This is a genomic window from Flavobacterium sp. CBA20B-1 (assembly GCF_028473145.1).
In the GTDB taxonomy this organism is placed as follows: domain Bacteria; phylum Bacteroidota; class Bacteroidia; order Flavobacteriales; family Flavobacteriaceae; genus Flavobacterium.
In genome coordinates this window covers 2,662,892-2,686,319 of sequence record NZ_CP092370.1, presented here as the reverse complement: position 1 = coordinate 2,686,319, position 23,428 = coordinate 2,662,892, and the positions used below count along the sequence as shown (strand labels likewise).

Here is a 23,428-nt window from a genome sequence, read left to right as displayed (position 1 = left end):
AAAACAATATATAAAATTGAATATTTTACACTTTGCAATTATAGAAATTTTGATATATTTTCTACTGAGAGATAATTCATGATTGATTTCTTGAGGCACAAAAATACGGTTTTTGAATGTAACTATGATTACGAATCGCACAATATAAACAAAACCCGCTTCAAATCTGGAGCGGGTTTCTTATATTCAGGTTACATATTTCTGCGGTATTGACCTCCTACTTTAAATAAAGCATCGGTTATCTGACCTAATGAACATACTTTGGCAGCATCCATCAAAGCTTCAAAAATATTTTGGTTTTGTATAGCAACTTCTTGTATTCTTGCCAATTCTTCTGTTGCTTTTTGTGCTTTTGCTTTGTGAAGATTTTCTTTAGTTTTAATTTGAAACTGTTTTTCTTCTTCGGTTGCACGAATTACTTCTGCCGGAATCACCGTTTTAGATCCCGATGAACTTAAAAACGTATTTACCCCGATGATTGGGAACTCGCCATTGTGTTTCAACGTCTCATAATACAATGATTCTTCTTGAATTTTAGAACGTTGGTACATGGTTTCCATTGCACCTAATACACCGCCACGTTCTGTAATACGGTCGAATTCTGCCAATACGGCTTCTTCAACCAGATCAGTTAATTCTTCAATAATGAACGAACCTTGTATCGGGTTTTCGTTTTTCGCCAATCCTAATTCTTTATTAATAATCAACTGAATTGCCATTGCTCTACGCACCGATTCTTCTGTCGGAGTTGTAATTGCTTCGTCGTATGCATTGGTGTGCAACGAGTTACAGTTGTCGTAAATCGCATACAATGCCTGTAATGTGGTACGAATATCGTTAAAGTCGATTTCTTGTGCGTGCAACGATCTACCCGATGTTTGAATGTGGTATTTCAACATTTGTGCACGTTCGTTGGCTCCGTATTTTTGTTTTAAAGCTTTCGCCCAAATTCTACGTGCCACACGACCAATTACCGAATATTCTGGATCGATACCATTCGAGAAAAAGAATGATAAGTTTGGTCCAAACGCATTAATATCCATTCCTCTTGACAAATAATATTCTACATAAGTGAAACCATTTGCCAATGTAAAAGCCAATTGTGTTACCGGATTTGCACCTGCTTCGGCAATGTGATAGCCCGAAATAGAAACTGAATAAAAATTACGAACATTTTTTTCAATGAAATATTCCTGCACATCGCCCATTAAACGCAACGCAAATTCGGTGGAGAAAATACAAGTGTTTTGTGCTTGATCTTCTTTTAAAATATCAGCCTGAACCGTTCCACGAACTTGTGCCAAGGTGTTCTTTTTAATTTCGGCATACACATCAGCAGGTAAAACCTGATCGCCCGATACACCCAATAGCATCAATCCCAACCCATCGTTTCCTTCCGGTAAATCGCCATTGTATCTTGGTCTTTCCAAACCATTGTCTTCATAAATAGCTTTTATTTTTGCTTCAATTTCTGTCTCTAAACCATTTTCTTTGATGTATTTTTCACAGTTTTGATCGATTGCCGCATTCATAAAAAAGCCTAACAACATGGGCGCTGGTCCGTTGATGGTCATAGAAACCGATGTTGCCGGGTGCGATAAATCGAAACCAGAATATAATTTTTTCGCATCGTCTAAACAACAAATCGATACACCTGCATTTCCAATTTTCCCGTAAATATCTGGTCGATACCCTGGATCATTTCCGTATAAAGTTACCGAATCAAAAGCGGTTGACAACCTTTTAGCAGGCATTCCTTTTGATACATAGTGGAAACGACGATTGGTACGCTCAGGACCGCCTTCACCAGCAAACATACGTGTTGGATCTTCGCCTTCTCGCTTAAACGGATACAAGCCTGATGTAAATGGAAATTCTCCTGGTACATTTTCTTGCAACACCCAGCGTAAAATATCGCCCCAAGCTTCGTACTTTGGTAAAGCAATTTTAGGAATTTGTAAGTGCGATAACGATTCGGAATGTGTTTGAATTTTGATTTCTTTGTCGCGAACTTTAAACGAATAAACTGGATTTTTATACTTGTTTACTTTTTCGTCCCACGTAGTGATTACTTCCCAATTGTATGGATCTAAATCGCGTTTTAGTTTATCAAATTCGGCTAATAAAAGTTTTGACAATTCTGTATTTTGCGTTCCTGAAATTTCAATTCCATGCTGTGTTAGAATAGGTAATTTACCCGAAACTGTTTCAATGGTTTTAAAGATTCCGTATAATTTTTGAGCAACCTCTTTTTGTGAAACTGTTTTGTTATCGTACGCTCTGTTGTTTTCTGCGATTTCAGACAAATAACGGATACGAGCTGGTGGAATCACAAAGATTTTCTCAGACATCTCTTTTGTAATTTCAAAAGTAGATTTTAAATCAGCACCGGTTTTTTCCACCACTTTATCAATAATCGATTTGTAAAGTTGATTGGTTCCCGGATCGTTAAACTGCGAAGCAATTGTTCCAAAAACCGGCATTTCGTCTGGGTTTACATCCCATAAATTATGGTTGCGCTGGTATTGTTTTTTAACATCGCGCAAAGCATCTAATGCGCCACGTTTATCGAATTTATTGATGGCTACGATATCTGCAAAATCCAACATGTCGATTTTTTCTAACTGTGTAGCCGCACCAAATTCCGGGGTCATAATATACAATGAAGCATCAGAATGATCCAAAATCTCTGTATCAGATTGACCAATCCCCGATGTTTCTAAAATAATCAAATCGTACTGTGCTGCTTTTAAAACCTGAATAGCCTCTTCAACATATTTTGAAAGTGCCAAATTGGATTGACGTGTAGCCAACGAACGCATATAAACACGAGGGTTGTTAATAGAATTCATACGGATACGGTCGCCCAACAAAGCACCACCGGTTTTCTTTTTAGATGGATCTACTGAAACCAACGCTATGGTTTTTTCAGGAAAATCAATCAAAAATCTGCGCACGATTTCATCAACCATCGACGATTTACCTGCACCACCTGTTCCGGTAATTCCTAAAACAGGAGCGTTTTTATTTTCAACTTTATCAAAATCGAAAACCTTTAAAAAGTCTTCTTCACGGTTTTCTGCTAATGAAATTAATCGGGCAATTGTAGTAATATCCATGTCTTTCAACGACTGATAAATATCTTTCCCCGCAGGAATTTCTAAAGCACCTGTTGGAAAATCGGCTTTCTGCACCATATCGTTAATCATGCCTTGTAACCCCAATTCACGACCATCGTCTGGAGAATAAATACGCGTGATACCGTAATCCATCAACTCTTTTATTTCGGTTGGAAGAATTACGCCGCCGCCGCCGCCAACTATTTTAATATGTCCCGCTCCTTTTTCTTGAAGCAAATCATACATATACTTAAAATATTCATTGTGACCACCTTGATACGATGTCATGGCAATGGCATTTGCATCTTCTTGAATAGCGGTGTTCACCACGTCTTCAACCGATTTATCATGACCTAAGTGAATAACTTCACAGCCAGTAGCTTGAATAATTCGGCGCATAATGTTGATTGCTGCATCGTGCCCATCAAACAAAGCAGCAGCTGTAACGATACGAACTTTGTTTATAGGTGTATATATTTTTTGTTCCATTATTGATTTAATTTCGACTTCGCAAGATACATCTTTTACAGATTATATAAAAAAGATATGCGAAAATTATTCGTTTATAAAAAAAAGAGGAAGCTTTCGCATCCTCTTTTTTGTTGATATTTACAAGTGGTTATCGTTTCAACGAGAAGTGACCTGTAACTTCTTTTGTTAATCCTGTTTTTGGATCTACATACTCTGCTTTAAACCAGTAGTCGGTTGATGGCATTGGTTTTCCGTTAAAGGTTCCGTCCCAGCCTTCGCTTGCTCCACTTAATTGTTTAAGCAATTTTCCAAAACGGTCAAAGATGTATATTTTTGCATTTGGCTGATTCTTTAATGACCAAATGTTCCAAGTGTCGTTGTATCCGTCGTTGTTTGGTGTAAAGTATTTTGGATAATCCATCACATTGATTACTTTACTTGCCTCACATGGTTGTCCTTGAATACGTACATAAACTGAGTGCTCTCCTGGCGTTACATCTAAAAAGATATTTGAATCTTGCCATGGACCGTTGTCTAATTTGTACTCTAATTGTACGCCCGGACCTGCATAAGCCATTACTTCGATTGCGTTGGTATCGCCAAAGCTATCTGTTAGTTTCACTTCGTCGATTGTTACGCTTGGCGCTTCACTTACTACTGCCGTACGTGTTGTACTACAGCCGTTTGGACCAGTTACTACTACTTGGTAAGTACCACCGCGTTTCACATATAATCGCCCGCCGTCGTTTAACACATCTGCTACTGCAGGTGTTAAAGGTTGCCCATCACGTGTCCAAACAATGGTATAACCCGTATTTTCTTGGATTCCTGTTTCTAGGTAATGTCCACTAATCAGAGCAAATTGGTCGCGGTATTCGTAACATACTACTCCGTTTTCTAATGGTAAAACTTCCGGTGCGTCTTTTAATCGAACTGTAAAGGTTACACTTGCACTACATACCAAATTCGTATCAGTGTATTTTACTACTGCTCTTATTACTTCGCCGTCGAAAACTTGTACGCTGTTTTTGTTTACAATGGTGCCATCCCAACGCTCATACTGTACAAATACATCTGCTGCTGCTGGTTGGTTGCCAATAATCTCTGCGTCTAATCCGCTTAAATCTACTATCGACACACCATCGTTTTCAAAGTCCGTTTCACAGAATTCTGTATCAGTCGCTGCAAAGGCATATACTGCTTGCTCGATTTGGATAAAGAAGGTAGATATATTAAAACATCCCGTTTCACTGTTTTCTACACGAACCCAGATTTGTTGACGATCTAAGGTGGTGTTTTCATAGGTATATGGCAATGGGTTTACATTGTCTTCTGCATTTTCCTCGGTAGCAAAATATCTTACGATATGCTTTGCTGGATCTTGCGTACCCAAGGCTTGCGCATCTTTATCGCGTAGGTTGAACTTTGTGCTACGAGTTGGGTTATCCATACATGCTGCCAAAGTTGTCATTGGTCCTACTGTTGGCCATGGGTGTACCACCAAATCTAAAACAACAACCACATAACAACGTTGGTTTGTATCTGTGAAACTGTTTTCTACACGTACATAAACTTGTGATGTACCAGTAAAGAAATTACTTGGTGTACCTATTAAGCTTAAAGGATCTTGTGTATGAGCTCCTATCTCTGAAGCATAATACGTATAGGTATAATTACCAAAATTACCGATACTTGCTTCTGCATCTCTTAAATCAAAGGTTGCCATACCTGAGTTAAATGTATCTTCACACAATTCCAATGGTGTTGGTGTATAGTTCGGCTCTGGAACTGGTAACACGCGTAATGTTAAGGTAGTTACACTTCTACAACCGTATTGGTTTTCCACACCGATATAAATGGTTTGTGGGTTTACCGTATTATAGAACTGGCTTGGATTTGCGATTTTATTGAAATCGTTCTCTGCTGCTTGCTGGGTTAGGTAATAATTGATTACCGTTCCAAATGGTGGCTGACCGCCAAACAATTCATATTCACGGATGGTTAAATCAAACTCGCGCAATCCATCGTTTATTTGATCGGTATCACATAATACGATTGGTAATGGCTGTTGTAACACAAATGGTGCTGCTACCTCTATTTGGAAGCTCATCACACGTGCACAACCACCTGGTTTTGATGTATCTTCTATACGAACCCAGATTGTTTGTGGGTTTACTGTATTTTGAAACTGTGTAGGGTTTACAATCCAGTTTGTATTGCTATTAGCCAATGCTTGGGTAGTAAAGTAACGGATTTGGTAAGTCCCTTGAGCTGTTTGTGCTGCTAATAATGCCGCATTTTGCTCGGTTAAATCAAATATGGTTAATTGATCTTGAGTGCTTCCTAACACGTCACATTCTACCAATTTTGGTAAACTCGCAGGTAATTTTGGCGGCACTACCAATTGGAATGCGATTGGATATACAGAGAAACAACCGGATACAGGATCGTTTACGCGGATCCAAATTGTTGAATTTCCTGGCGTTAAATTGTTATAGGCTACCGGGTTCGATATATTATTTATATTGTTCATGGCATCAGACTCGGTTTCGAAAAACTGGAATCCGTAGTTTTGACCCGTAGCATCTATCAATGCTTTTCCGTATAAGTAAATATTAATGGTACCAAAACCTGAATCGCTACATATTACATAAGGTGTACTTGGTACGGTAATAACAGGGTTGGCTTTTACTTCTAAATTCATAGTGCTTACTACAAAACATCCCGTACTTGCGTTAAATACGCGAACATAGATGGTTTGTACGTTGGCAGATACGTTTTGGTATTGGTTTGCCAATGGATTTAATCCGGTTTGCGCATCGCTGTTGTTATAATGGAAACTTACATCTAAGCCTTGTTGCGTGCCGATGATTCCTGCTTTTAAACTTGCTAAATCAAACACTTCAAAACCATCCCCATTGGTATCACATTTTGTAACGGTTGGTAACGGGTTGGCTACAACCGGCATAGCTACCAATTCAATATTTATGCGACTTACTACGAAACAACCTGTGGTGTTATCGGTTACACGTACATAAACTACTGTTGATACACTGGTTGAAAAATTGGTTGGGTTGCCTATTGCTCCCGTATTTGCCATTGCTGCGGCTGAACTTATATGGTAGCTTACTGTATAGTTGGCAGCGTTTAAACCGGTTAACATTTCTGATTCTTTGCTGCGTAGGTTTACTGTTTCTACTCCATCATTATTAATGTCACAAACCTGAAGACCTCTAATTGGGGTAATGGCAGGAGTTTTGTTTACGATTAACACCAAAGGAACCGTGTTATAACAGCTAGAGTTGGTAAACCCTACGCGTACATAAATCGTTTGTTGGTCTTTTACTTTATTAATGTAAGCGCCGGTATTGAAGATGGCATTTGCATTGGCATCTGCATCTCCTTGGGTTTCGTGGAAAGTAACTACCGAATTAGCCGGCATTGGGTTTCCTGCGATTAATACGCGGGTTACATCTAAGTTAAATTCTCCAAATCCATCATTGTTTAAATCACAATATGTCAATGGTGCAATGCTGTTAGCTACTGGAGTGTTGATGATTTGTAACTGCAAAGGAACTACCGTGAAACAGTCGCCATCCAAATTGCGTACACGCACATAAATGGTTCCCGCTGCTCCGGTGTAATTTACAGGCAGCATTAACGCGGTGTTGCCTAATAATGCATCTTGCTGCGTGCTGTAAAACTCTAAAGACACACCTAGTGGACTAACAGGTACGGTGCTATAAGCTAAATTCAAATCGAAATTTGCTAAACCTGTATTTCCGTTTTCACATGCTGTGATTGGTAAAACCGTGGTTTGGATTAGCGGCAATAAGTTTCTATATAAATAGAAAGAAGTTACTCCAAATGACAATGAGTTGTTACTATCGGTAACGCGAACCCATATACGTTCACCGTTTGTTCCGTTATAAGTTGCTAAACTTCCCGATGGTATCGCATTGATGCCTGTATCTGCATCGGGTTTGCTTAAGTGGTAAGTTACTATATAACCTGCTGCATTGTTGTAAACAACAGGGGTTTGAACAGTTAAATCAAACGTTTGTACGCTCGCTCCCTCACATATCGATAAGTCCGGTAAAGGATTTAACGTTAAACTACAATTTAGTAAACTGATTGTAAATGAGGTTACATAAGGACATGGATTATTCAACTCGTATGCACGAACCCAAATCGTTAATGAACCGGTAGTACTATTCGGTAAATTATAAAAATTAGAAATTGCATTGGTATCATTCTCCGCATCTTGTTGCGTTAAATAATAACTGAATAATATATCTGGATTGCTCGTTACACCTGTCAAGGCATCGTCTAAATTAAATCGGGTCGAAGAACCTGAACTCGGACACAATGATATATTCTGTGGTGCAGATATCGTTACATAATCAAAAAATTCTATTCGAACGGGATCGGATACAAAATCACATAATACATTTGGAACAAATGCAACCACATGGTAATCTCCCGTTTCTGTTACCGTTAAAGTAGAACCTGTTTGACCTGGAATTTGCACACCATCTTTAAACCACTCAAAAGTAAATAAATTAGGGTCTAAACCAGCGTTTAAAGTGTAGCTATCGCCCACACATAAACCTTCGCCATTTTCAATTAAAACAGGGTTACCTAAATTTAAATTACCAATATTGAAACTTCCTCCTTCGATAAAAACCGCAGAATCAAGAGCAGAATCTCCTCTGTCTTGAATAACCATTTTAATACGATATTTAGTAAAAGGTACAACTGGCGATTCTGCTGTCATCTTAACGGTTTGTCCTCTAAAATTTATAGCACTTGTAGTACTTCCGTCATTATAACTATCAAAAAACTGTTCATTAACAGAAGGACAGTTTGCATTATGTGCTGCATCTCTAATTGTTACAACAGAAATAGGATCTGTGGTATTTGGTACTAATGCCAAATTGGTTGTAGTACCCGCTACTGTATTGGTTAAAAAAAATGCAAATGCATCAGAAAAGTTACATTGAAAAGTCCCATATTCTTCAGAAGCAAAAATAAAATTAAATTGCATTTCACTTGTAAAAGGAACAAAATCAAACTCTAATATAGTGGCATTATGATACGCATCCGTATTACCTAATATATTATTCATGTAGGTGGTAAGTTGCAAATCATCAGGCCACGCATTACTTGTACCGCTGCTTGAGCCTCCGTTTAATCCTCTTGGCCCTGGACCGTCGATCGCTTTACCTGTACTTAAAATAATACCATCAGCCATATCAAAAGCAGGATTGGTATTTTGAAAATAACCAATACCATTTGATTGGTCACCGGTTGCAAAACTGCTTCCTGTTGACCAGCTGACATTCGTTATTTGGGCACAAGGTGTTTTAATTAAAACATCTTTAACCAATTGCTCTGGCGTATAGGTAGTAGTATTAACAGTAATTGGTTGGCTAAAACCTAAAACTGAAAATAACAGTAGAAAACCTACCCAAAAACTGTTTGTTCTTAAATATAATTTCTTCTTCATATTTAAAATTTCTTATTTCTAAAAGTGAAACGCATACAAATATTTTTAATCTATATTTTATGCAAGATACATCGAAACATTTTATTTTTTATAAAAAATCATAAAAAAATCTTAATCAAACTAAAATTAACATATTTAATATTTTAGCAATTCGTATATTACCCATAAAAACACTTATATGAAATATTTACGTGGCGTTAAACATTCATAAATCATCTAACAAAAATCAATTTTCACCCTACTGAAACTTAATCGATTTTACGGGAGAAATTTTTGTGATGAGCACCGAAGGCAACAACATGATTATATAACTAATTACTACTAAAATCACATTTATTAAAAGGATATAAAACAGTGAAATTTGCACCGGGGCTTCTTTTACGTAATATTGCGTGGGGTCTAATGTAATCACACCAAAATATTTCTGAATCAGCAACAATCCTAAGCCTATAATGTTTCCTATTACTAAGCCTATCAATACTATATAAGTGGCATTGTACACAAATATCTTTCGAATACTCCAATTGGTTGCTCCTAAAGCTTTTAATATACCAATCATTTGCGTGCGTTCTAAAATTAAAACCAATAAAGCAACTACCATATTTATAACTGCTACCAAAATCATCAGCCCTACAATAATATAGATATTAAAATCGAATAGTTTTAGCCAATCAAAAATATGAAAATATTTAGTGCTTATTGGCTCACTGTTTAAGGTTGATGGAATATGACTATACACTTTATCGGCAACGGCATCAATCTGGGTAAAATCGTTTATGAAAAGTTCAAAACCACCCACCTCGTCTTGTTGCCATTTATTTAAGCGTTGCACGTGTTTTAAATCGCCAATAACAAAGGTTTCATCGAACTGAGGAAAGCCTGAGTCATAAATTCCTACAATAGTAAACGAACGCACATTGGGCATTTCTGCTTCTTGATTTCTTAAAAAATAGGTTTCTAACTTGTCGCCTACTTTCAACTCTAGTCGATTGGCTAAATAACCCGAGATAAGCACTTCGTTGGTCATTCCTTCTGCTTTATATTCTGGCAACTTTCCTTCTGAGAGATAATCTGCTAAATAGTTCCATTGATAATCTTTATCAACTCCTTTAAAAACAATTCCTTCAAACGATTTTTCGGTTCGAACTACTCCTGCTTTGGTAGCAAACGGATGCACCGCTGTCACTTCGGGTACTTCTGTAAAGTTTGGATAGAAATTTTGTTGGGTAGAAAGCGGTTCTAAAGTGATTTCGGACTGGTTATTATCAAAATTCGATACCACAATATGCCCATTAAACGATGTAATTTTATTGCGTATTTTTTCCTGCAAACCCAATCCTGTTGCCACCGAAACCAGCATCATAATCACACTAATGGCAACTGCGGCAATTGCAATTTTTATTATTGGCGCAGAAACACTATTTTTATACTTTTTAGAAGTTGCTAAACGTTTAGCTATAAAATAAGATACATTCAAAACTATGAAATATATAATTCACTCCAAAAATACATTTTTATTTTTCTTTGTAATAGTTTTTGCCAATTTAAGTTTTGTTGGTAATGCGCAATCTATACAAACAGGCGCCGAACAATTTCATCAATATTTTCCGTTATTAAAAGATAAAACAGTAGGAATTTTAACGAACCAAACGGGAATTGTTGAAGTAAATGAACCTTATAATGCGTATGGTAATTCAAACGGATGTATAAAATCAGTTAGAAAAGTAACAGTATATTTAGTAGATTTTTTAATCGAAAATAAAATCAACCTAAAAAAAATCTATGCTCCCGAACATGGTTTTCGTGGAACTGCCGATGCCGGTGAACTGATTAAAGACGGAAAAGATACCAAAACCGGTTTGCCAATTATTTCTTTGTACGGCTCCAACAAAAAGCCGACAAAAGAACAACTTGCGGGAATTGATGTAATGATTTTTGATTTGCAGGATGTAGGCGCGCGATTTTATACCTATATTTCGTCGTTACACTATTTAATGGAAGCTTGTGCCGAAAATAATATTCCGTTGATTGTTTTGGATCGACCAAATCCGAAAGGTGCAACGGTTGACGGACCTGTTTTAGAAATGAAAAATAAAAGTTTTGTAGGCATGCACCCAATTCCTGTGTTGCACGGAATGACTATTGGCGAATATGCCAAAATGATTAATGGCGAAAAATGGTTGAAGAATGGCGTTCAGGCAAAATTAACTGTTATTCCTTGCAAAAATTACAACAAAGGAATGCACTATTCATTGCCTGTAAAACCATCGCCAAATTTACCTAATGATACAGCTATTAATCTATACACTAGTTTATGCTTTTTTGAAGGAACGAATGTAAGTGTGGGGCGTGGCACCGAAAAACAGTTTCAAATTTACGGATCGCCCTTTTTAAAGAATATGAATTTTAGTTTTATACCCGAACCAAACGAAGGTGCAAAAAATCCGGTGCATAACGGTGTAAAATGTTTTGGAGAAGATTTATCAGCTCATGCAGCCATTGATGGTTTATCTTTAGAATGGCTTTTAAAAGCTTATAAAAACACCACGAACAAAGAAAAATTCTTTAATAACTTTTTTATAAAGCTTGCGGGAACAGATAAACTTCAAAAACAAATCGAAAAAGGTTTAACCGAAAAAGAAATCAGAGAGACATGGAAAGACGGTATTGAAGATTTTAAAAAAACAAGTAAAAAGTATTCGATTTACTTCAATTTTTAACTTCAATTTATCAATATGCTTGTTTAAAAATAGCTAAACTTTTACTATATTTGATTTCAAGTAAAAAAAATTTAATTGTTATGGACACAACCAACGCTGTAATTGCGATTATTGATCGTTTTCAATCTATTTATGAATGGTTTTTGCGTATTCTGGGGAATGTTATTGATTTATTTGAACGTTTTAAAGAATTTATTTTAAAATTAGTAGAATATGTAATCGACACTTTTAGCTCGGAAGAAGACGCTCAAGCTTTTCTAAAAAATTATTTAGACAACGAACACAGTTTTATATAAAAAAATGCCTTTGCTTTATAAAGGCATTTTCTTTTTCATTTCTTCAACAACAGCAAACGCTGCGGGACAAATTGCCACATTCTTTAAGGTTAAATGACTGATTTGCTGAAACTTCTTTCGGTCGGTATGCGGAAATTCCCTACAGGCTTTCGGGCGCACATCATAAATCATGCAGTAATTCTCGTGGTCTAAAAATGTACAAGGCACGCTTTGCAACACATAATCATTATCCTCATCAATCCGCAAATATTGGTCTATAAATTGCTGGGGCTTTTGGCGCAAATGTTTTGCAATACGCTCAATATCTGCCATGGTAAACAAAGGACCGGTGGTTTTACAACAATTCGCACACGACAAACAATCGGTTTTTTTAAACACATCATTGTGAATTTGCTGCATTTTATAATCTAAATCTTTGGGTGTTTTTTTCTTTAGCTTATCAAAATACTTCTTGTTTTCTGTGTGCTTATCTTTTGCTAACTTTGGCAATTGTTTTAAATAGTTTTCCATTGCAATTTTAAAATGCAAAATTACAAAAAATAAATACCGACATTTAAACTTTTAACCACGTAGAATTTCATTGCTTTTACTTAATGAGTACATAGCTTTTTAATAATTCATTATGTTTTCAACAAAAATAGAATCAGAAAATGTATGTTATTATGTGGTTGCAAAAAAAATAATTATATGTTTAAAGACCTTTTTGGCAAAGCCATGCTGGATTATGTGCAAAATAATCAGCCCGAAAATATAGTCACCGAAACCAATATCAGCGAAGCCGATGAAATGGATATTTCGTATCTTTTTCGATCATTCAATGATATGCCAAAAATCGAACAAAAAGCATTAAAGCTTTGTAAAGGAAAAGTGCTAGATGTTGGCTGTGGTGCCGGAAGCCATGCACTGTATTTGCAGGAAAAGGGATGCAATGTTTTGGCAATTGATATATCTGCAAATGCTGTGGAAACCTGTAAAATTCGAGGGGTTGAAAATGCTGTACAGATGGATATTTTACAGATGAATGAATCGGAACAATTTGATACTATTCTGCTTTTGATGAATGGAACCGGAATCTTTGGTAAATTGAAAAATATCGATCAATATCTTTCTAAATTAAAAAAATTATTAACCGATAACGGACAACTTTTAATAGACAGTTCGGATATCATTTATATGTTTGATGAAGACGAAGACGGCGGAAAATGGATTCCGATGTATGGTGATTATTATGGCGAGCTTACATTTAACATATCATACAAAGGCAAAAAAGAAGAACCTTTCAATTGGCTTTATTTAGATTTTAATACGCTGCAAAATGCTTGTATGGCACAAAACTTAAAATGTGAATTGATTTTAGAAGGATCTAATTTTGATTATTTGGCTAGAATTACAAAATAAACCATCAAGAATTTTTACTATAACTAGGAATTTCACAAATTTTCACAGATTGAAAAATCCTTTTCATCTTAAAATCTGTGGATAATAAAATTTTACAAACTTAAAGTTTCTGATCTTTAGCCAACAAAAAAGAGAAGCCCTTGCTTCTCTTTTTTTTACATCATATATTTCATAATAATACCTTGAATTTCGGCTTTAAAAGCCTCCGACCGATTGCTTAAAACAACAGCATAATTGCTTTTTACCATCATGAATTTTTTTGCCAATGGTGTTTGATAAAATTCAATCAAATTTTCCACTTCGCTTTGCGATAAGTTTTGCGAATAATAGGCAATTAAGTTCCTTTTTTGTTTGGCAATAAGCGGTTCCATGTCTTTTTTAAAACTTTCTCTATTAGTTACAGAAAGTTGTTTAGAAATTTCATCGGCAATATTGTAAAACTCTTTTACTTCACCAGAAAGTTCAACCAATTTTAATACATCGGCTTTATTAGCTTGGGCAAATGTGTTTGTAAAAACGGTTAAAAACAATACTACAACAATTTTTTTCATACCTCTTTTTTTACAGTAAAATTATCATTTTCTACGGAATATCCAAATATTTATGTGTTTGTGTAGAAATAGCCCATTTTGGATTTTTTTTTACATATTCTATAAGCGTTGGAAGCATTTCTGCCTTCTTACTCCACTCTACTTGCAAATACAGCTTGGCGTTTTTATTCACTTTTGCAGCTTGTTCTTCGGCAAAAATAAAATCGTGGTGGTTGTAAATGATGCATTTTAGCTCATTGGCAGCATCGTACACACTTTGCGTGGGCAATTTCTTTTTCTTTGGCGATAAGCAAATCCAATCCCAAAAACCCGAAAGCTCATAAGCGCCCGATGTTTCTATATTTGTTTGAATTCCCTTTTCTTTTAACTTTGATGTAAGATGATCTAAATTCCACATTAGCGGTTCGCCACCTGTGATTACAACCAAATTTCCATTTTCTTGAGCTTTCGACACAATATCGCTTACCGAAATTTTAGGATGCAGGTTTTCATCCCAGCTTTCTTTCACATCACACCAATGACAGCCCACATCGCATCCTGCCAAACGTATAAAATATGCGGCATGACCGGTATAAAAACCTTCACCTTGAATGGTGTAAAATGCTTCCATTAAAGGTAATTTTTCAACGATTTTTTCTGTTGCTGTCATTCTTTTTTTTGCAAAGATACGATAGTTATCACAAATCTTTATAAATGCGCTCTTGGAATCTATAAAACTAAACAACGCCAAGCTACAAAGTCTGGCGTTTTGCTTTTACCACAAAGTTATATAACAAAACAGCCTCAATACGTGTGTAAAGAGGCTGTTGGTTTTTATTGTTGCTCAAAGTCGGGAGACTTAGCACAGCTTTTAGATTTAATCTTTTTGTCACTATTCCCTTCGTTTTTGCATCCCGAATTGGGAAACATCAAGATGCAAGTTTATACATTAGGCAGTATTTTTATGATACAAGCCTTTCTTGTATTATGTTTCATCGCAGTTTTAAGTGGATATGTCAGCAAATTTTTAAAAAGAAAAACCTACATTCAAGCATACATGAATTATTTTCAGATTGCTGTTTGTATTGCATTAATTGTATTTATGTGGATGAAGTAGAAACTCTCCTAAAATTTTTTAAAAAAAATTAATTTAATTCCTTAAATTTGATTGACTTAATTAAAAAAGCGCTTTGAAACAAAGAAAGTTATTAAGCCAAAGGCATCCTATTTTATATTTTTTGGCAGTTTGGACTAGACGTTTAAAACGCAAAGCTGAATGGTTTTGTAGCGGTAATACCTATTCTAAATTAAAACCTATTGATTCCTCTTTTCAAAGAGTAAAAAAACATCAATCGGTATTGTTGCGAAAGCTGGGTGACGGAAATCAAGAGCTTCAAATAAACAAAGTTACTAATTTAAGAATTGCTCTAAAACAATTAAATGGTGTGGTGATTAAGCCCGGAGAAACGTTCTCTTTTTGCAAATTGGTGGGCTTACCAACAAAAAAAAAAGGCTATTTATTGGGTATGGAACTTTCTTTCGGAAAGGCGAGAGCAGGAATTGGCGGCGGTATTTGTCAAATAGCAAATATGATTCATTGGTTGGCAATGCACAGTCCGTTAACAGTTACAGAGCGTTCTAATCATTCGTTTGACCCCTTTCCCGATGAAGGAAGGGTTTTGCCCTTTGGAAGTGGTGCCGCAATTTTCTATAATTATGTTGACTTACAAATAAAAAACAATACTGATAATACATTTCAATTAAATCTTTGGCTTACAAGCACGCATTTGGAAGGTGAACTAAAAGCTAAAAATCCTTTGGGTGTATCGTATCATATATTTGAAAAAAATCATCAGTTCTTAAAAAAAGAAAGTCTTTTTTTTCGTCAAAATGAAATTTGGAGAAAGGTAATTGATAAAAAAACAGGAAATTGTTTGAAAAATGAACTTCTCAAGAAAAATTATGCCCGAGTGACTTATCAACCTGAAAATTATATCGACACTAACTTAAAAAACAGCTAAAATGAACAAAATTTATTTCCTATTTATAATTGTTGCTCTTTTTTGTAGTTGTTCAAAAACTACGCAACCAAACGACCCAATTCCAGCACATGAAACCATCGAAATTCAGTCTAAAAGTGTAAACGAGAAAAGAATAATTAATGTTTGGACACCCGAAGGTTACAGTCAATCCAAAGACAGTTTACCAGTAATGTATATGGCAGATGGTGGCATAAAAGAAGATTTTCCGCATATTGTCAACACTTTTGCAAAACTCATCCAATCTAAAAAAATACCGCCTATGATTTTAGTTGGAATTGAAAATACGGAGCGCCGAAGAGATTTATCTGGTGTTACTGAAGTTGAAAAAGACAAAGAAGTGGCTCCGGTGGTGGGTGGTTCGGAAAAATTCCGAGCTTTTATTAGTGATGAATTATTTCCCGAGATTGAAAAAAAATACCGCACATCGGGCAAAAAAGGTATTTTGGGAGAATCGTTATCAGGGCTTTTTGTAATGGAAACTTTTTTTCTAGAACCAGAACTATTTGATTATTACATTGCATTTGATCCATCTTTATGGTGGAACGACCACTATTTGGTAAAAACGGCGAAAGAACATCTAACGAAAATCCCAGCTGATAGCGAGAAAAAACTGTGGTTTGCAGGCTCTAGCGCTACTGATATTTCACCCTATACCAATGAATTAGCTGAGATTCTAAAAACGGAAAATCGAACTAATTTAAAATGGAACTATGCAGACGAACCTAAAGAAAAACACACCACTATTTTTAGAGCTACAAAGGAAAAAGCCTTAATTTGGACTTTGGGCAACGAATAATCGAAGTAGAATAATTTAGAATAGAACGATGATAAAAGAAGAATATCAAAAAAAATACACCGAAGAAGATGCTGTGGGATGGTTGCAAATAGATGAGCAATTAGAAAAGCTTTATCCCCAACAAGAACCTAAGCATTATGGACCATTGTGCGGCATTCACTTTATGGTAGGCGGCACCGATCCTATCGATGGGGCAAGTATATACAATACCAACAAACAAACTCCTCACAAACATTTGGTGAGCTACGGAATGTCGGAGCTTTATTATAACGAAGAAGCTTTAAACGGAGAATTCAGCAAATGGGGATTTGAGTTTACTTTTAGACTAAAACCTTTTGAAGGTGATATAGATGAACCTACTTGGGTGATTGGTTTGATGAACAACTTGGCGCGTTATGTTTTTCAATCGGGTAATTGGTTTGAAGAAAATCAATATATACCCACAAATGGCCCTATTAGAGCAAATACCGAAACCGAAATTGTGGGTTTGGTTTTTACCTTAGACCCCGAATTGGGAAAAATCAACACTCCGCATGGCGAAGTTTCGTTTTTACAAATCGTAGGAACTACCAAAAAAGAATTAGAGCATTTAAAAGCGCATTCCGCACGAAGCGAGGTTGAAAAATTAATCAACAAATTAAAAGAAGATAATCCGTTATTAATCACAGATTTAAACAGAAAATAAACTTAAAATAAAGCGTTTAATAAACGCTTTATTTTAATATTTGCTGGGTATGTTCTTTTGTTTTTACTTTATAAATAATATCTTCCACAATGCCCTTCTCATCTATAATAAAAGTAGTTCTGTGAATGCCGTCGAACTCTTTACCCATAAACTTTTTCGGTCCCCAAACGCCATAAGCATTGATAATCTCTTTATCTTCATCGGCCAATAGCGGATATTGCAGCTTATTTTTTGTAGCGAAATTTAACTGTCGTTTTTGCGAATCGGCACTCACGCCAATCACTTGATAATTTTGAGCAATAAAACGGTCTATATTGTTTTGTAAATCACACGCTTCGGCTGTGCAACCAGGAGTTGAAGCTTTTGGATAAAAAAACAAAACTATTTTTTTTCCTTTGAAATCATTTAATGTTACGATGGATCCGTTTTGATCGACACCTGAAAAGTCAGGAGCCTTGTCGCCTATTTTTATTGTATTCATTATTTTTTTTTTGTTTATTTGTTAAATCTAATAAATTCCTTACAAACATGAAAATATTTACACTAGTTACCTTATTATTTTCTTTAAACAGCATTGCACAAGTTTCAAATGCTACAAGAAATGTAGATTATAAAGCCATTGAAAAAGAAATCACCAACAAAAAAAGTCCGTATTTTTTTGAGCATTTGAAAGAGCGTTTTATCGCTTTAGATACCACTTTAACAATAGATGATTTTCATCACTTATATTACGGAAGTACTATACAAAACGATTACAATGTCAACAGAAGACATACTATTGATGAAAAAATTAGTGGCTATTATAATTCAGAAAATATCTCAACTGAACAATGGAAAGAGATTGCCAAGTATAATGAAAAAGTTTTAAAGAACGATTTATTTATAGATTTAAACGTTTTTGATGCGTTAATAGCTGCTTATCATTACACCGGAGATTCGGAAAAAAATATAAAGCTATCCAATTTATTTGATAAATTATTAGGTGCAATGCTTGAAACTGGCAACGGTTTTTCACAAGCTACTGCAATGGATGTTATTTCCACTTCGCATGAATATTATATGATGAATATTTTAGAATTCCCGGTCAGTGGTCAGCAATTATTAAGAGATGATGAGGGCAGATCGTATGATCTTTTAACCATAAAACATACAAATACAGCCTCTAATGCAGATGAAAATATTGATGAAGAATCGACGGAAGAAAAAATAGCCGAAAACGGAAAATTAAAAGGTTTGTATTTTGATGTTACGCGTTTGTTTGAATTATATGCAAAAATGTTCAATTAGTTTACCCCTATGACCAAAAAAGAAAAAGTTGCTTTTGTTATTGATACATTAGAAAAGTTGTATCCAGAAGTTCCTATTCCGTTAGATCATAAAGATCCATATACTTTATTGGTTGCAGTTTTGTTATCAGCCCAATGCACCGATGTTCGCGTGAACCAAATTACCCCAAAATTATTTGCTGTAGCCGATAATCCCTACGATATGGTAAAACTTTCGGTGGAAGAAATTGCCGACATTATCCGTCCGTGTGGCTTGTCTCCCATGAAATCGAAAGGTATTTATGGTTTAAGTAAAATTTTAATTGATCAACACAATGGCGAAGTTCCGGCAGATATCAACGCCTTAGAATTATTGCCTGCTGTTGGGCATAAAACAGCTTCGGTAGTCATGTCGCAAGCTTTTAATGTGCCTGCTTTTCCTGTTGATACGCATATTCACCGCTTAATGTATCGTTGGAATTTAAGTTCTGGTAAAAATGTAGTGCAAACCGAAATTGATGCTAAAAAAATTTTTCCAATAGATACTTGGAATAAACTGCATTTACAAATGATTTGGTACGGTCGCGAATATTCGCCAGCACGCGGTTGGAAATTGGAAAAAGACCTTATTACTCAAAAAATTGGCAAAAAATCGGTCATTAACGAGCTTCTTAAAATCTATAAACAATAAAGAAAGGAACTTTTTACAGTTCCTTTCTTCAGTTTTGAAAAGTTATGAAATGAAATGATCCTTTTTTTACCGCTTTTGTACTTTTTGAATAGTTTAAAATAAAGTCAATAGTACTGGTTTTAGGCAAAAGTTTAGGTTTTTGTTTACTGTTGGTTTTGTAATTTTTTATCATAGAAAAGGTTTATTTTTTATGATATAACGCCACAGTAGATTTATTATTGTTTAATCGTTTAAAATTATTTGTTTGTTGGTTATCATTTTTCGCAGATTAATAATGGCATAACGCATTCTGCCCAAAGCAGTGTTGATGCTTATATCATTTAATTCGGCAATTTCTTTAAAAGTTAAATCATCGTATAAACGCAAACGAATAATTTCCTGCTGATCTTCTGGCAGTTTCAAAACCAACAAGTGCAAGTCATCTTCAATTTGCCCTGCAATCATCTGTGCTTCGATATTCATTTGATTGTCAATCATTTTTCCAAAGATGGAATATTCTTCTTGATCGCGCTGCATTTTCACCTTAGATTGTTTTCTAAAATGATCTATAATCAAGTTGTGCGCAATTCGCATTACCCAAGGTAAAAATTTTCCTTCTTCGTTATAATTTTCTTTTTTTATGGTATTAATCACTTTAATAAAGGTTTCCTGAAAAATATCATCTGATAAATCTCGGTCTTTTACTTTTGAAAAAATAAAACTATATATGCGTGATTTGTGACGCTCTATTAATTGCGCCAAAGCCATTTCATTTCCAGAAGCGTATTGTTGAACTAATACTGCATCTGACAAAATTTCTTTTGCCATCTTAACTTATGTTTTAGGTTTTTACTATAAGTATAGATATGTAATAGGCTTGTTTATTTAAAGTTATAAGAACAAATATATAAAAAAATAATTCTTAAAAAAAACTTAAAGAAAAAATCTTTCATTCAAATATGATTTTTTTGTGAATTCGCAAGGTATAATCTTCGTTTAATAATTCGTAAATTTGTAGTTATTTTATGTACAAGCAATGAAAAAAACTGATTTTTCAAAAATCGACCCAAAACAAAATATCATTATCAAAGGTGCACATTTGCACAATTTAAAACAAATCGATGTTGTAATTCCGCGAAACAAAATGGTGGTAGTTACAGGATTGTCTGGCTCTGGCAAGTCCAGCTTGGCATTTGACACCCTCTATGCAGAAGGGCAACGTCGCTATGTGGAAAGCTTATCTTCGTATGCACGCCAATTTTTAGGCAGAATTAATAAACCAAAAGTGGAATATATTAAAGGTATTGCACCTGCGGTTGCGATTGAACAAAAAGTGAATACCACCAATGCGCGTTCTACCGTGGGTACATCAACCGAAATTTATGATTATTTAAAGCTTTTATATGCCCGAATTGGCACCACTTTTTCTCCAATATCTGGCAATGAAGTAAAAAAACATACCGTAACCGATGTGATTGATGCTGTAAAAAATTTTAATGAAGAATCGAAATGGTTGTTACTTGCTCCTGTATATGAAATAAAAGAACGTACCTTAATTGATCAATTAAAAATTGCATTGCAGCAAGGTTTTGCCCGATTATTTTATAAAAAAGAAACCCGAAGAATTGATGAATTTGTTGAAGAATTTGCATCAAAAAAGATAAAATCAGAAGATCTGCAGCTGATTATTGATCGTTTGGTGGTTCGGCATGATGAAGATTTCTACAATCGATTGTCTGATGCAGTAGATACAGCTTTTTTTGAAGGCAAAGGCGTATTGTATCTTCATGAATTGGAAACCGGCAAACAGCTGGAGTTTAACAATAAATTTGAATTAGACGGCATTACCTTTTTAGAGCCCAATATCCACTTGTTTAGCTTTAACAACCCTTATGGAGCGTGCCCTAAATGCGATGGTTTTGGAACCACAATTGGTATCGATGAAGATTTGGTTATTCCAAATACGGCTTTATCGGTTTATGAAAACGCCATTTATCCGTGGCGAGGCGAAAGCATGTCATGGTACCGAGATCAATTGGTAAACAATTCCCATAAATTCGATTTCCCAATCCACAAACCTTTTTATGAATTAACCGATAGCCAAAAGCAATTAATTTGGGAAGGAAATTCATATTTTACCGGATTGAACTATTTTTTTAAAGATTTAGAAGAAAACAATTACAAAATACAAAATCGGGTGTTATTGTCGCGCTATCGGGGGAAAACCAAATGCAATCTTTGCCATGGAAAACGATTGCGTGCAGAAGCCAACTATGTAAAAGTGGGTGGTAAAACCATTTCTGATTTGGTTGATTTACCAATCAACGAGTTGCGTGATTTCTTTAAATCGTTAAAATTAAACGAATTTGAAAATAAAGTTGCCAAAAGATTGTTGTTGGAAATCAACAACCGTTTGCAATTTTTAAGCGATGTTGGTTTGGATTATTTAACCATCAACCGCAGGTCTGCTACGCTTTCGGGTGGTGAGTCGCAACGTATCAATCTGGCAACATCATTAGGTAGTAGTTTGGTGGGATCGATGTATATTTTAGACGAACCAAGTATCGGGCTGCATTCGCGTGATTCAGAAAAATTGATAGAGGTGTTGAAAAACCTTCGGAATTTAGGAAACACTGTAATCATCGTGGAGCACGACGAAGATGTGATGAAAGCTGCCGATGAAATCATAGATATTGGTCCCGAAGCCGGAGTTTTAGGCGGAAAATTGATGGCACAGGGAACTTTTAAAGAGATTTTACAAGCCGATACATTAACAGCAAAATATTTAAACGGCGATTTAGAGATTAAAGTTCCTAAAAAACGTCGTACCGTTAAAAACTTTATCGAAGTAAAAGGGGCGCGAGAAAACAATTTAAAAAACATTGATGTGGTGTTTCCATTAGATTGTTTAACCATGGTGAGTGGGGTTTCGGGTAGCGGAAAGTCTACTCTTGTAAAAAAAATATTATATCCTGCATTAGAAAAGCACTTAATAGGTACCAGCGAAAAACCTGGGCAATTCAATGAAATTACAGGCTCTTTTTCGCACATTAAACACATTGAATATGTAGATCAAAACCCAATAGGAAAAAGTTCTCGTTCAAACCCTATCTCATACATCAAAGCATACGATGATATTCGCGATTTGTTTGCCAAACAAAAACTTTCAAAAATGCGAAATTACCAACCCAAACATTTCTCTTTTAATGTGGAAGGAGGACGATGCGAAGTTTGTAAAGGCGATGGAGTGGTTACCATTGAAATGCAATTTATGGCAGATGTGCATTTAGAATGCGAAGCATGTAAAGGAAAACGCTTTAAAAAAGAAGTTTTAGAAGTACAATTTGAAGGTAAAAGTATTTTTGACGTTCTAAATTTAACCGTTGATGAAGCAGTGGCATTCTTCACAAACCATAATCAAGATAAAATTGTACAGAAAATTCAGCCATTGCAAGATGTTGGTTTGGGATATGTAGCATTGGGGCAATCCTCTTCTACCCTATCGGGCGGGGAAGCACAACGCGTAAAACTAGCTACATTTTTGGGCAAAGGAGCCGTAAAAGAGCGTGCTTTGTTTATTTTTGACGAACCTACTACCGGTTTGCATTTCCATGATATTCAGAAATTACTGCAATCATTTCAGGCACTCATTGAAAAAGGACATTCTATTATTGTGATTGAACACAATTTAGACATGATAAAATGTGCCGACTATGTAATTGATATAGGTCCGGAAGGTGGTAAAAACGGCGGAACAGTTGTAGCAACCGGTACACCAGAAGAAATTGTAAAAAACAAAAAATCAATTACAGGAAGCTATCTAAAAGAAAAGTTGAAGTAGTTGTATCAAAGCGTTTCCACTTATAGTAGTAGAAACGCTTTGCTTTTATAGTGTAATTGCTATCGATGAACTCACAAATATTTATG

At 35.4% G+C, this 23,428-nt stretch carries 17 protein-coding genes; 9 read left to right on the top strand and 8 right to left on the bottom strand.

What is annotated here, in order from left to right; all coding sequences use genetic code 11:
- Positions 1 to 191 precede the first annotated feature (191 nt).
- From MG290_RS13085 to MG290_RS13075, 3 genes are all read right to left on the bottom strand, one after another.
- Positions 192 to 3,608 carry a methylmalonyl-CoA mutase family protein gene (locus MG290_RS13085; protein ID WP_264561693.1) on the bottom strand — a complete coding sequence of 1,139 codons (3,417 nt, stop codon included), beginning with the start codon at positions 3,606 to 3,608 and terminating at the stop codon, positions 192 to 194.
- A 130-nt stretch (positions 3,609 to 3,738) separates the two neighbouring features.
- Positions 3,739 to 9,099: a T9SS type B sorting domain-containing protein gene (locus MG290_RS13080; RefSeq protein WP_264561692.1), complete on the bottom strand. Its 5,361-nt coding sequence runs from the start codon at positions 9,097 to 9,099 to the stop codon at positions 3,739 to 3,741.
- Positions 9,100 to 9,337: 238 nt separating this feature from the next.
- Positions 9,338 to 10,576: an ABC transporter permease gene (locus MG290_RS13075; protein WP_264561691.1), complete on the bottom strand. Its 1,239-nt coding sequence runs from the start codon at positions 10,574 to 10,576 to the stop codon at positions 9,338 to 9,340.
- 4 nt (positions 10,577 to 10,580) lie between these two features.
- On the opposite strand from MG290_RS13075, the gene MG290_RS13070 reads away from it, so the two are divergent.
- Both MG290_RS13070 and MG290_RS13065 read left to right on the top strand, forming a co-directional pair.
- Positions 10,581 to 11,819, top strand: a complete 1,239-nt coding sequence (locus MG290_RS13070) for an exo-beta-N-acetylmuramidase NamZ family protein (protein ID WP_264561690.1) — start codon at positions 10,581 to 10,583, stop codon at positions 11,817 to 11,819.
- Positions 11,820 to 11,899: 80 nt separating this feature from the next.
- A complete protein-coding gene (locus MG290_RS13065) occupies positions 11,900 to 12,115 on the top strand; it encodes a hypothetical protein (protein WP_264561689.1) in 216 nt (71 codons plus the stop codon).
- Between the two features lie 15 nt (positions 12,116 to 12,130).
- Here MG290_RS13065 and MG290_RS13060 read toward each other — a convergent pair whose 3' ends face one another.
- Positions 12,131 to 12,625, bottom strand: a complete 495-nt coding sequence (locus MG290_RS13060) for a YkgJ family cysteine cluster protein (RefSeq protein WP_264561688.1) — start codon at positions 12,623 to 12,625, stop codon at positions 12,131 to 12,133.
- A gap of 177 nt (positions 12,626 to 12,802) precedes the next feature.
- Between MG290_RS13060 and MG290_RS13055 the strand changes: the two genes are divergently transcribed.
- On the top strand, positions 12,803 to 13,513 hold the full coding sequence (locus MG290_RS13055; RefSeq protein ID WP_264561687.1) for a class I SAM-dependent methyltransferase: 711 nt from the start codon (positions 12,803 to 12,805) through the stop codon (positions 13,511 to 13,513).
- A gap of 155 nt (positions 13,514 to 13,668) precedes the next feature.
- Here the strand turns inward: MG290_RS13055 and MG290_RS13050 are convergent, their stop codons facing one another.
- Together MG290_RS13050 and MG290_RS13045 are read right to left on the bottom strand one after the other, a co-directional pair.
- Positions 13,669 to 14,064 (bottom strand): DUF2059 domain-containing protein, encoded by a 396-nt coding sequence (locus MG290_RS13050; RefSeq protein ID WP_264561686.1) that lies wholly within the window; start codon positions 14,062 to 14,064, stop codon positions 13,669 to 13,671.
- A 31-nt stretch (positions 14,065 to 14,095) separates the two neighbouring features.
- Positions 14,096 to 14,713: a 7-carboxy-7-deazaguanine synthase QueE gene (locus MG290_RS13045; RefSeq protein WP_264561685.1), complete on the bottom strand. Its 618-nt coding sequence runs from the start codon at positions 14,711 to 14,713 to the stop codon at positions 14,096 to 14,098.
- Between the two features lie 520 nt (positions 14,714 to 15,233).
- Here MG290_RS13045 and MG290_RS13040 point away from each other — a divergent pair.
- The 3 genes from MG290_RS13040 to MG290_RS13030 are packed head-to-tail and all read left to right on the top strand — an operon-like array spanning position 15,234 to position 17,566.
- Positions 15,234 to 16,064 carry a VanW family protein gene (locus MG290_RS13040; protein WP_264561684.1) on the top strand — a complete coding sequence of 277 codons (831 nt, stop codon included), beginning with the start codon at positions 15,234 to 15,236 and terminating at the stop codon, positions 16,062 to 16,064.
- A 1-nt stretch (position 16,065) separates the two neighbouring features.
- Positions 16,066 to 16,881 (top strand): alpha/beta hydrolase, encoded by an 816-nt coding sequence (locus MG290_RS13035; RefSeq protein ID WP_264561683.1) that lies wholly within the window; start codon positions 16,066 to 16,068, stop codon positions 16,879 to 16,881.
- A gap of 28 nt (positions 16,882 to 16,909) precedes the next feature.
- Positions 16,910 to 17,566: a suppressor of fused domain protein gene (locus MG290_RS13030; RefSeq protein WP_264561682.1), complete on the top strand. Its 657-nt coding sequence runs from the start codon at positions 16,910 to 16,912 to the stop codon at positions 17,564 to 17,566.
- A 28-nt stretch (positions 17,567 to 17,594) separates the two neighbouring features.
- Here MG290_RS13030 and bcp read toward each other — a convergent pair whose 3' ends face one another.
- Positions 17,595 to 18,047, bottom strand: a complete 453-nt coding sequence (bcp, locus tag MG290_RS13025) for a thioredoxin-dependent thiol peroxidase (RefSeq protein WP_264561681.1) — start codon at positions 18,045 to 18,047, stop codon at positions 17,595 to 17,597.
- Positions 18,048 to 18,094: 47 nt separating this feature from the next.
- On the opposite strand from bcp, the gene MG290_RS13020 reads away from it, so the two are divergent.
- Positions 18,095 to 18,853, top strand: coding sequence for a DUF4919 domain-containing protein (locus MG290_RS13020; protein ID WP_264561680.1), 759 nt, complete (start codon positions 18,095 to 18,097; stop codon positions 18,851 to 18,853).
- 9 nt (positions 18,854 to 18,862) lie between these two features.
- A complete protein-coding gene (locus tag MG290_RS13015; protein WP_264561679.1) occupies positions 18,863 to 19,522 on the top strand; it encodes an endonuclease III domain-containing protein in 660 nt (219 codons plus the stop codon).
- Positions 19,523 to 19,744: 222 nt separating this feature from the next.
- Here MG290_RS13015 and MG290_RS13010 read toward each other — a convergent pair whose 3' ends face one another.
- A complete protein-coding gene (locus MG290_RS13010) occupies positions 19,745 to 20,329 on the bottom strand; it encodes an RNA polymerase sigma factor (RefSeq protein ID WP_257498299.1) in 585 nt (194 codons plus the stop codon).
- 208 nt (positions 20,330 to 20,537) lie between these two features.
- Between MG290_RS13010 and uvrA the strand changes: the two genes are divergently transcribed.
- Positions 20,538 to 23,342 (top strand): excinuclease ABC subunit UvrA, encoded by a 2,805-nt coding sequence (gene uvrA / locus MG290_RS13005; RefSeq protein ID WP_264561678.1) that lies wholly within the window; start codon positions 20,538 to 20,540, stop codon positions 23,340 to 23,342.
- Positions 23,343 to 23,428: the final 86 nt, after the last annotated feature.

Excerpts from the sequence above, each read along its gene's own strand:
- MG290_RS13085 (WP_264561693.1), bottom strand. The coding sequence starts at position 3,608 with ATGGAACAAAAAATATATACACCTATAAACAAAGTTCGTATCGTTACA.
- MG290_RS13080 (WP_264561692.1), bottom strand. The coding sequence starts at position 9,099 with ATGAAGAAGAAATTATATTTAAGAACAAACAGTTTTTGGGTAGGTTTT.
- MG290_RS13070 (WP_264561690.1), top strand. The coding sequence starts at position 10,581 with ATGAAATATATAATTCACTCCAAAAATACATTTTTATTTTTCTTTGTA.
- MG290_RS13065 (WP_264561689.1), top strand. The coding sequence starts at position 11,900 with ATGGACACAACCAACGCTGTAATTGCGATTATTGATCGTTTTCAATCT.
- MG290_RS13060 (WP_264561688.1), bottom strand. The coding sequence starts at position 12,625 with ATGGAAAACTATTTAAAACAATTGCCAAAGTTAGCAAAAGATAAGCAC.
- MG290_RS13055 (WP_264561687.1), top strand. The coding sequence starts at position 12,803 with ATGTTTAAAGACCTTTTTGGCAAAGCCATGCTGGATTATGTGCAAAAT.
- MG290_RS13050 (WP_264561686.1), bottom strand. The coding sequence starts at position 14,064 with ATGAAAAAAATTGTTGTAGTATTGTTTTTAACCGTTTTTACAAACACA.
- MG290_RS13045 (WP_264561685.1), bottom strand. The coding sequence starts at position 14,713 with ATGACAGCAACAGAAAAAATCGTTGAAAAATTACCTTTAATGGAAGCA.
- MG290_RS13035 (WP_264561683.1), top strand. The coding sequence starts at position 16,066 with ATGAACAAAATTTATTTCCTATTTATAATTGTTGCTCTTTTTTGTAGT.
- MG290_RS13030 (WP_264561682.1), top strand. The coding sequence starts at position 16,910 with ATGATAAAAGAAGAATATCAAAAAAAATACACCGAAGAAGATGCTGTG.
- bcp (WP_264561681.1), bottom strand. The coding sequence starts at position 18,047 with ATGAATACAATAAAAATAGGCGACAAGGCTCCTGACTTTTCAGGTGTC.
- MG290_RS13020 (WP_264561680.1), top strand. The coding sequence starts at position 18,095 with ATGAAAATATTTACACTAGTTACCTTATTATTTTCTTTAAACAGCATT.
- MG290_RS13015 (WP_264561679.1), top strand. The coding sequence starts at position 18,863 with ATGACCAAAAAAGAAAAAGTTGCTTTTGTTATTGATACATTAGAAAAG.
- MG290_RS13010 (WP_257498299.1), bottom strand. The coding sequence starts at position 20,329 with ATGGCAAAAGAAATTTTGTCAGATGCAGTATTAGTTCAACAATACGCT.
- uvrA (WP_264561678.1), top strand. The coding sequence starts at position 20,538 with ATGAAAAAAACTGATTTTTCAAAAATCGACCCAAAACAAAATATCATT.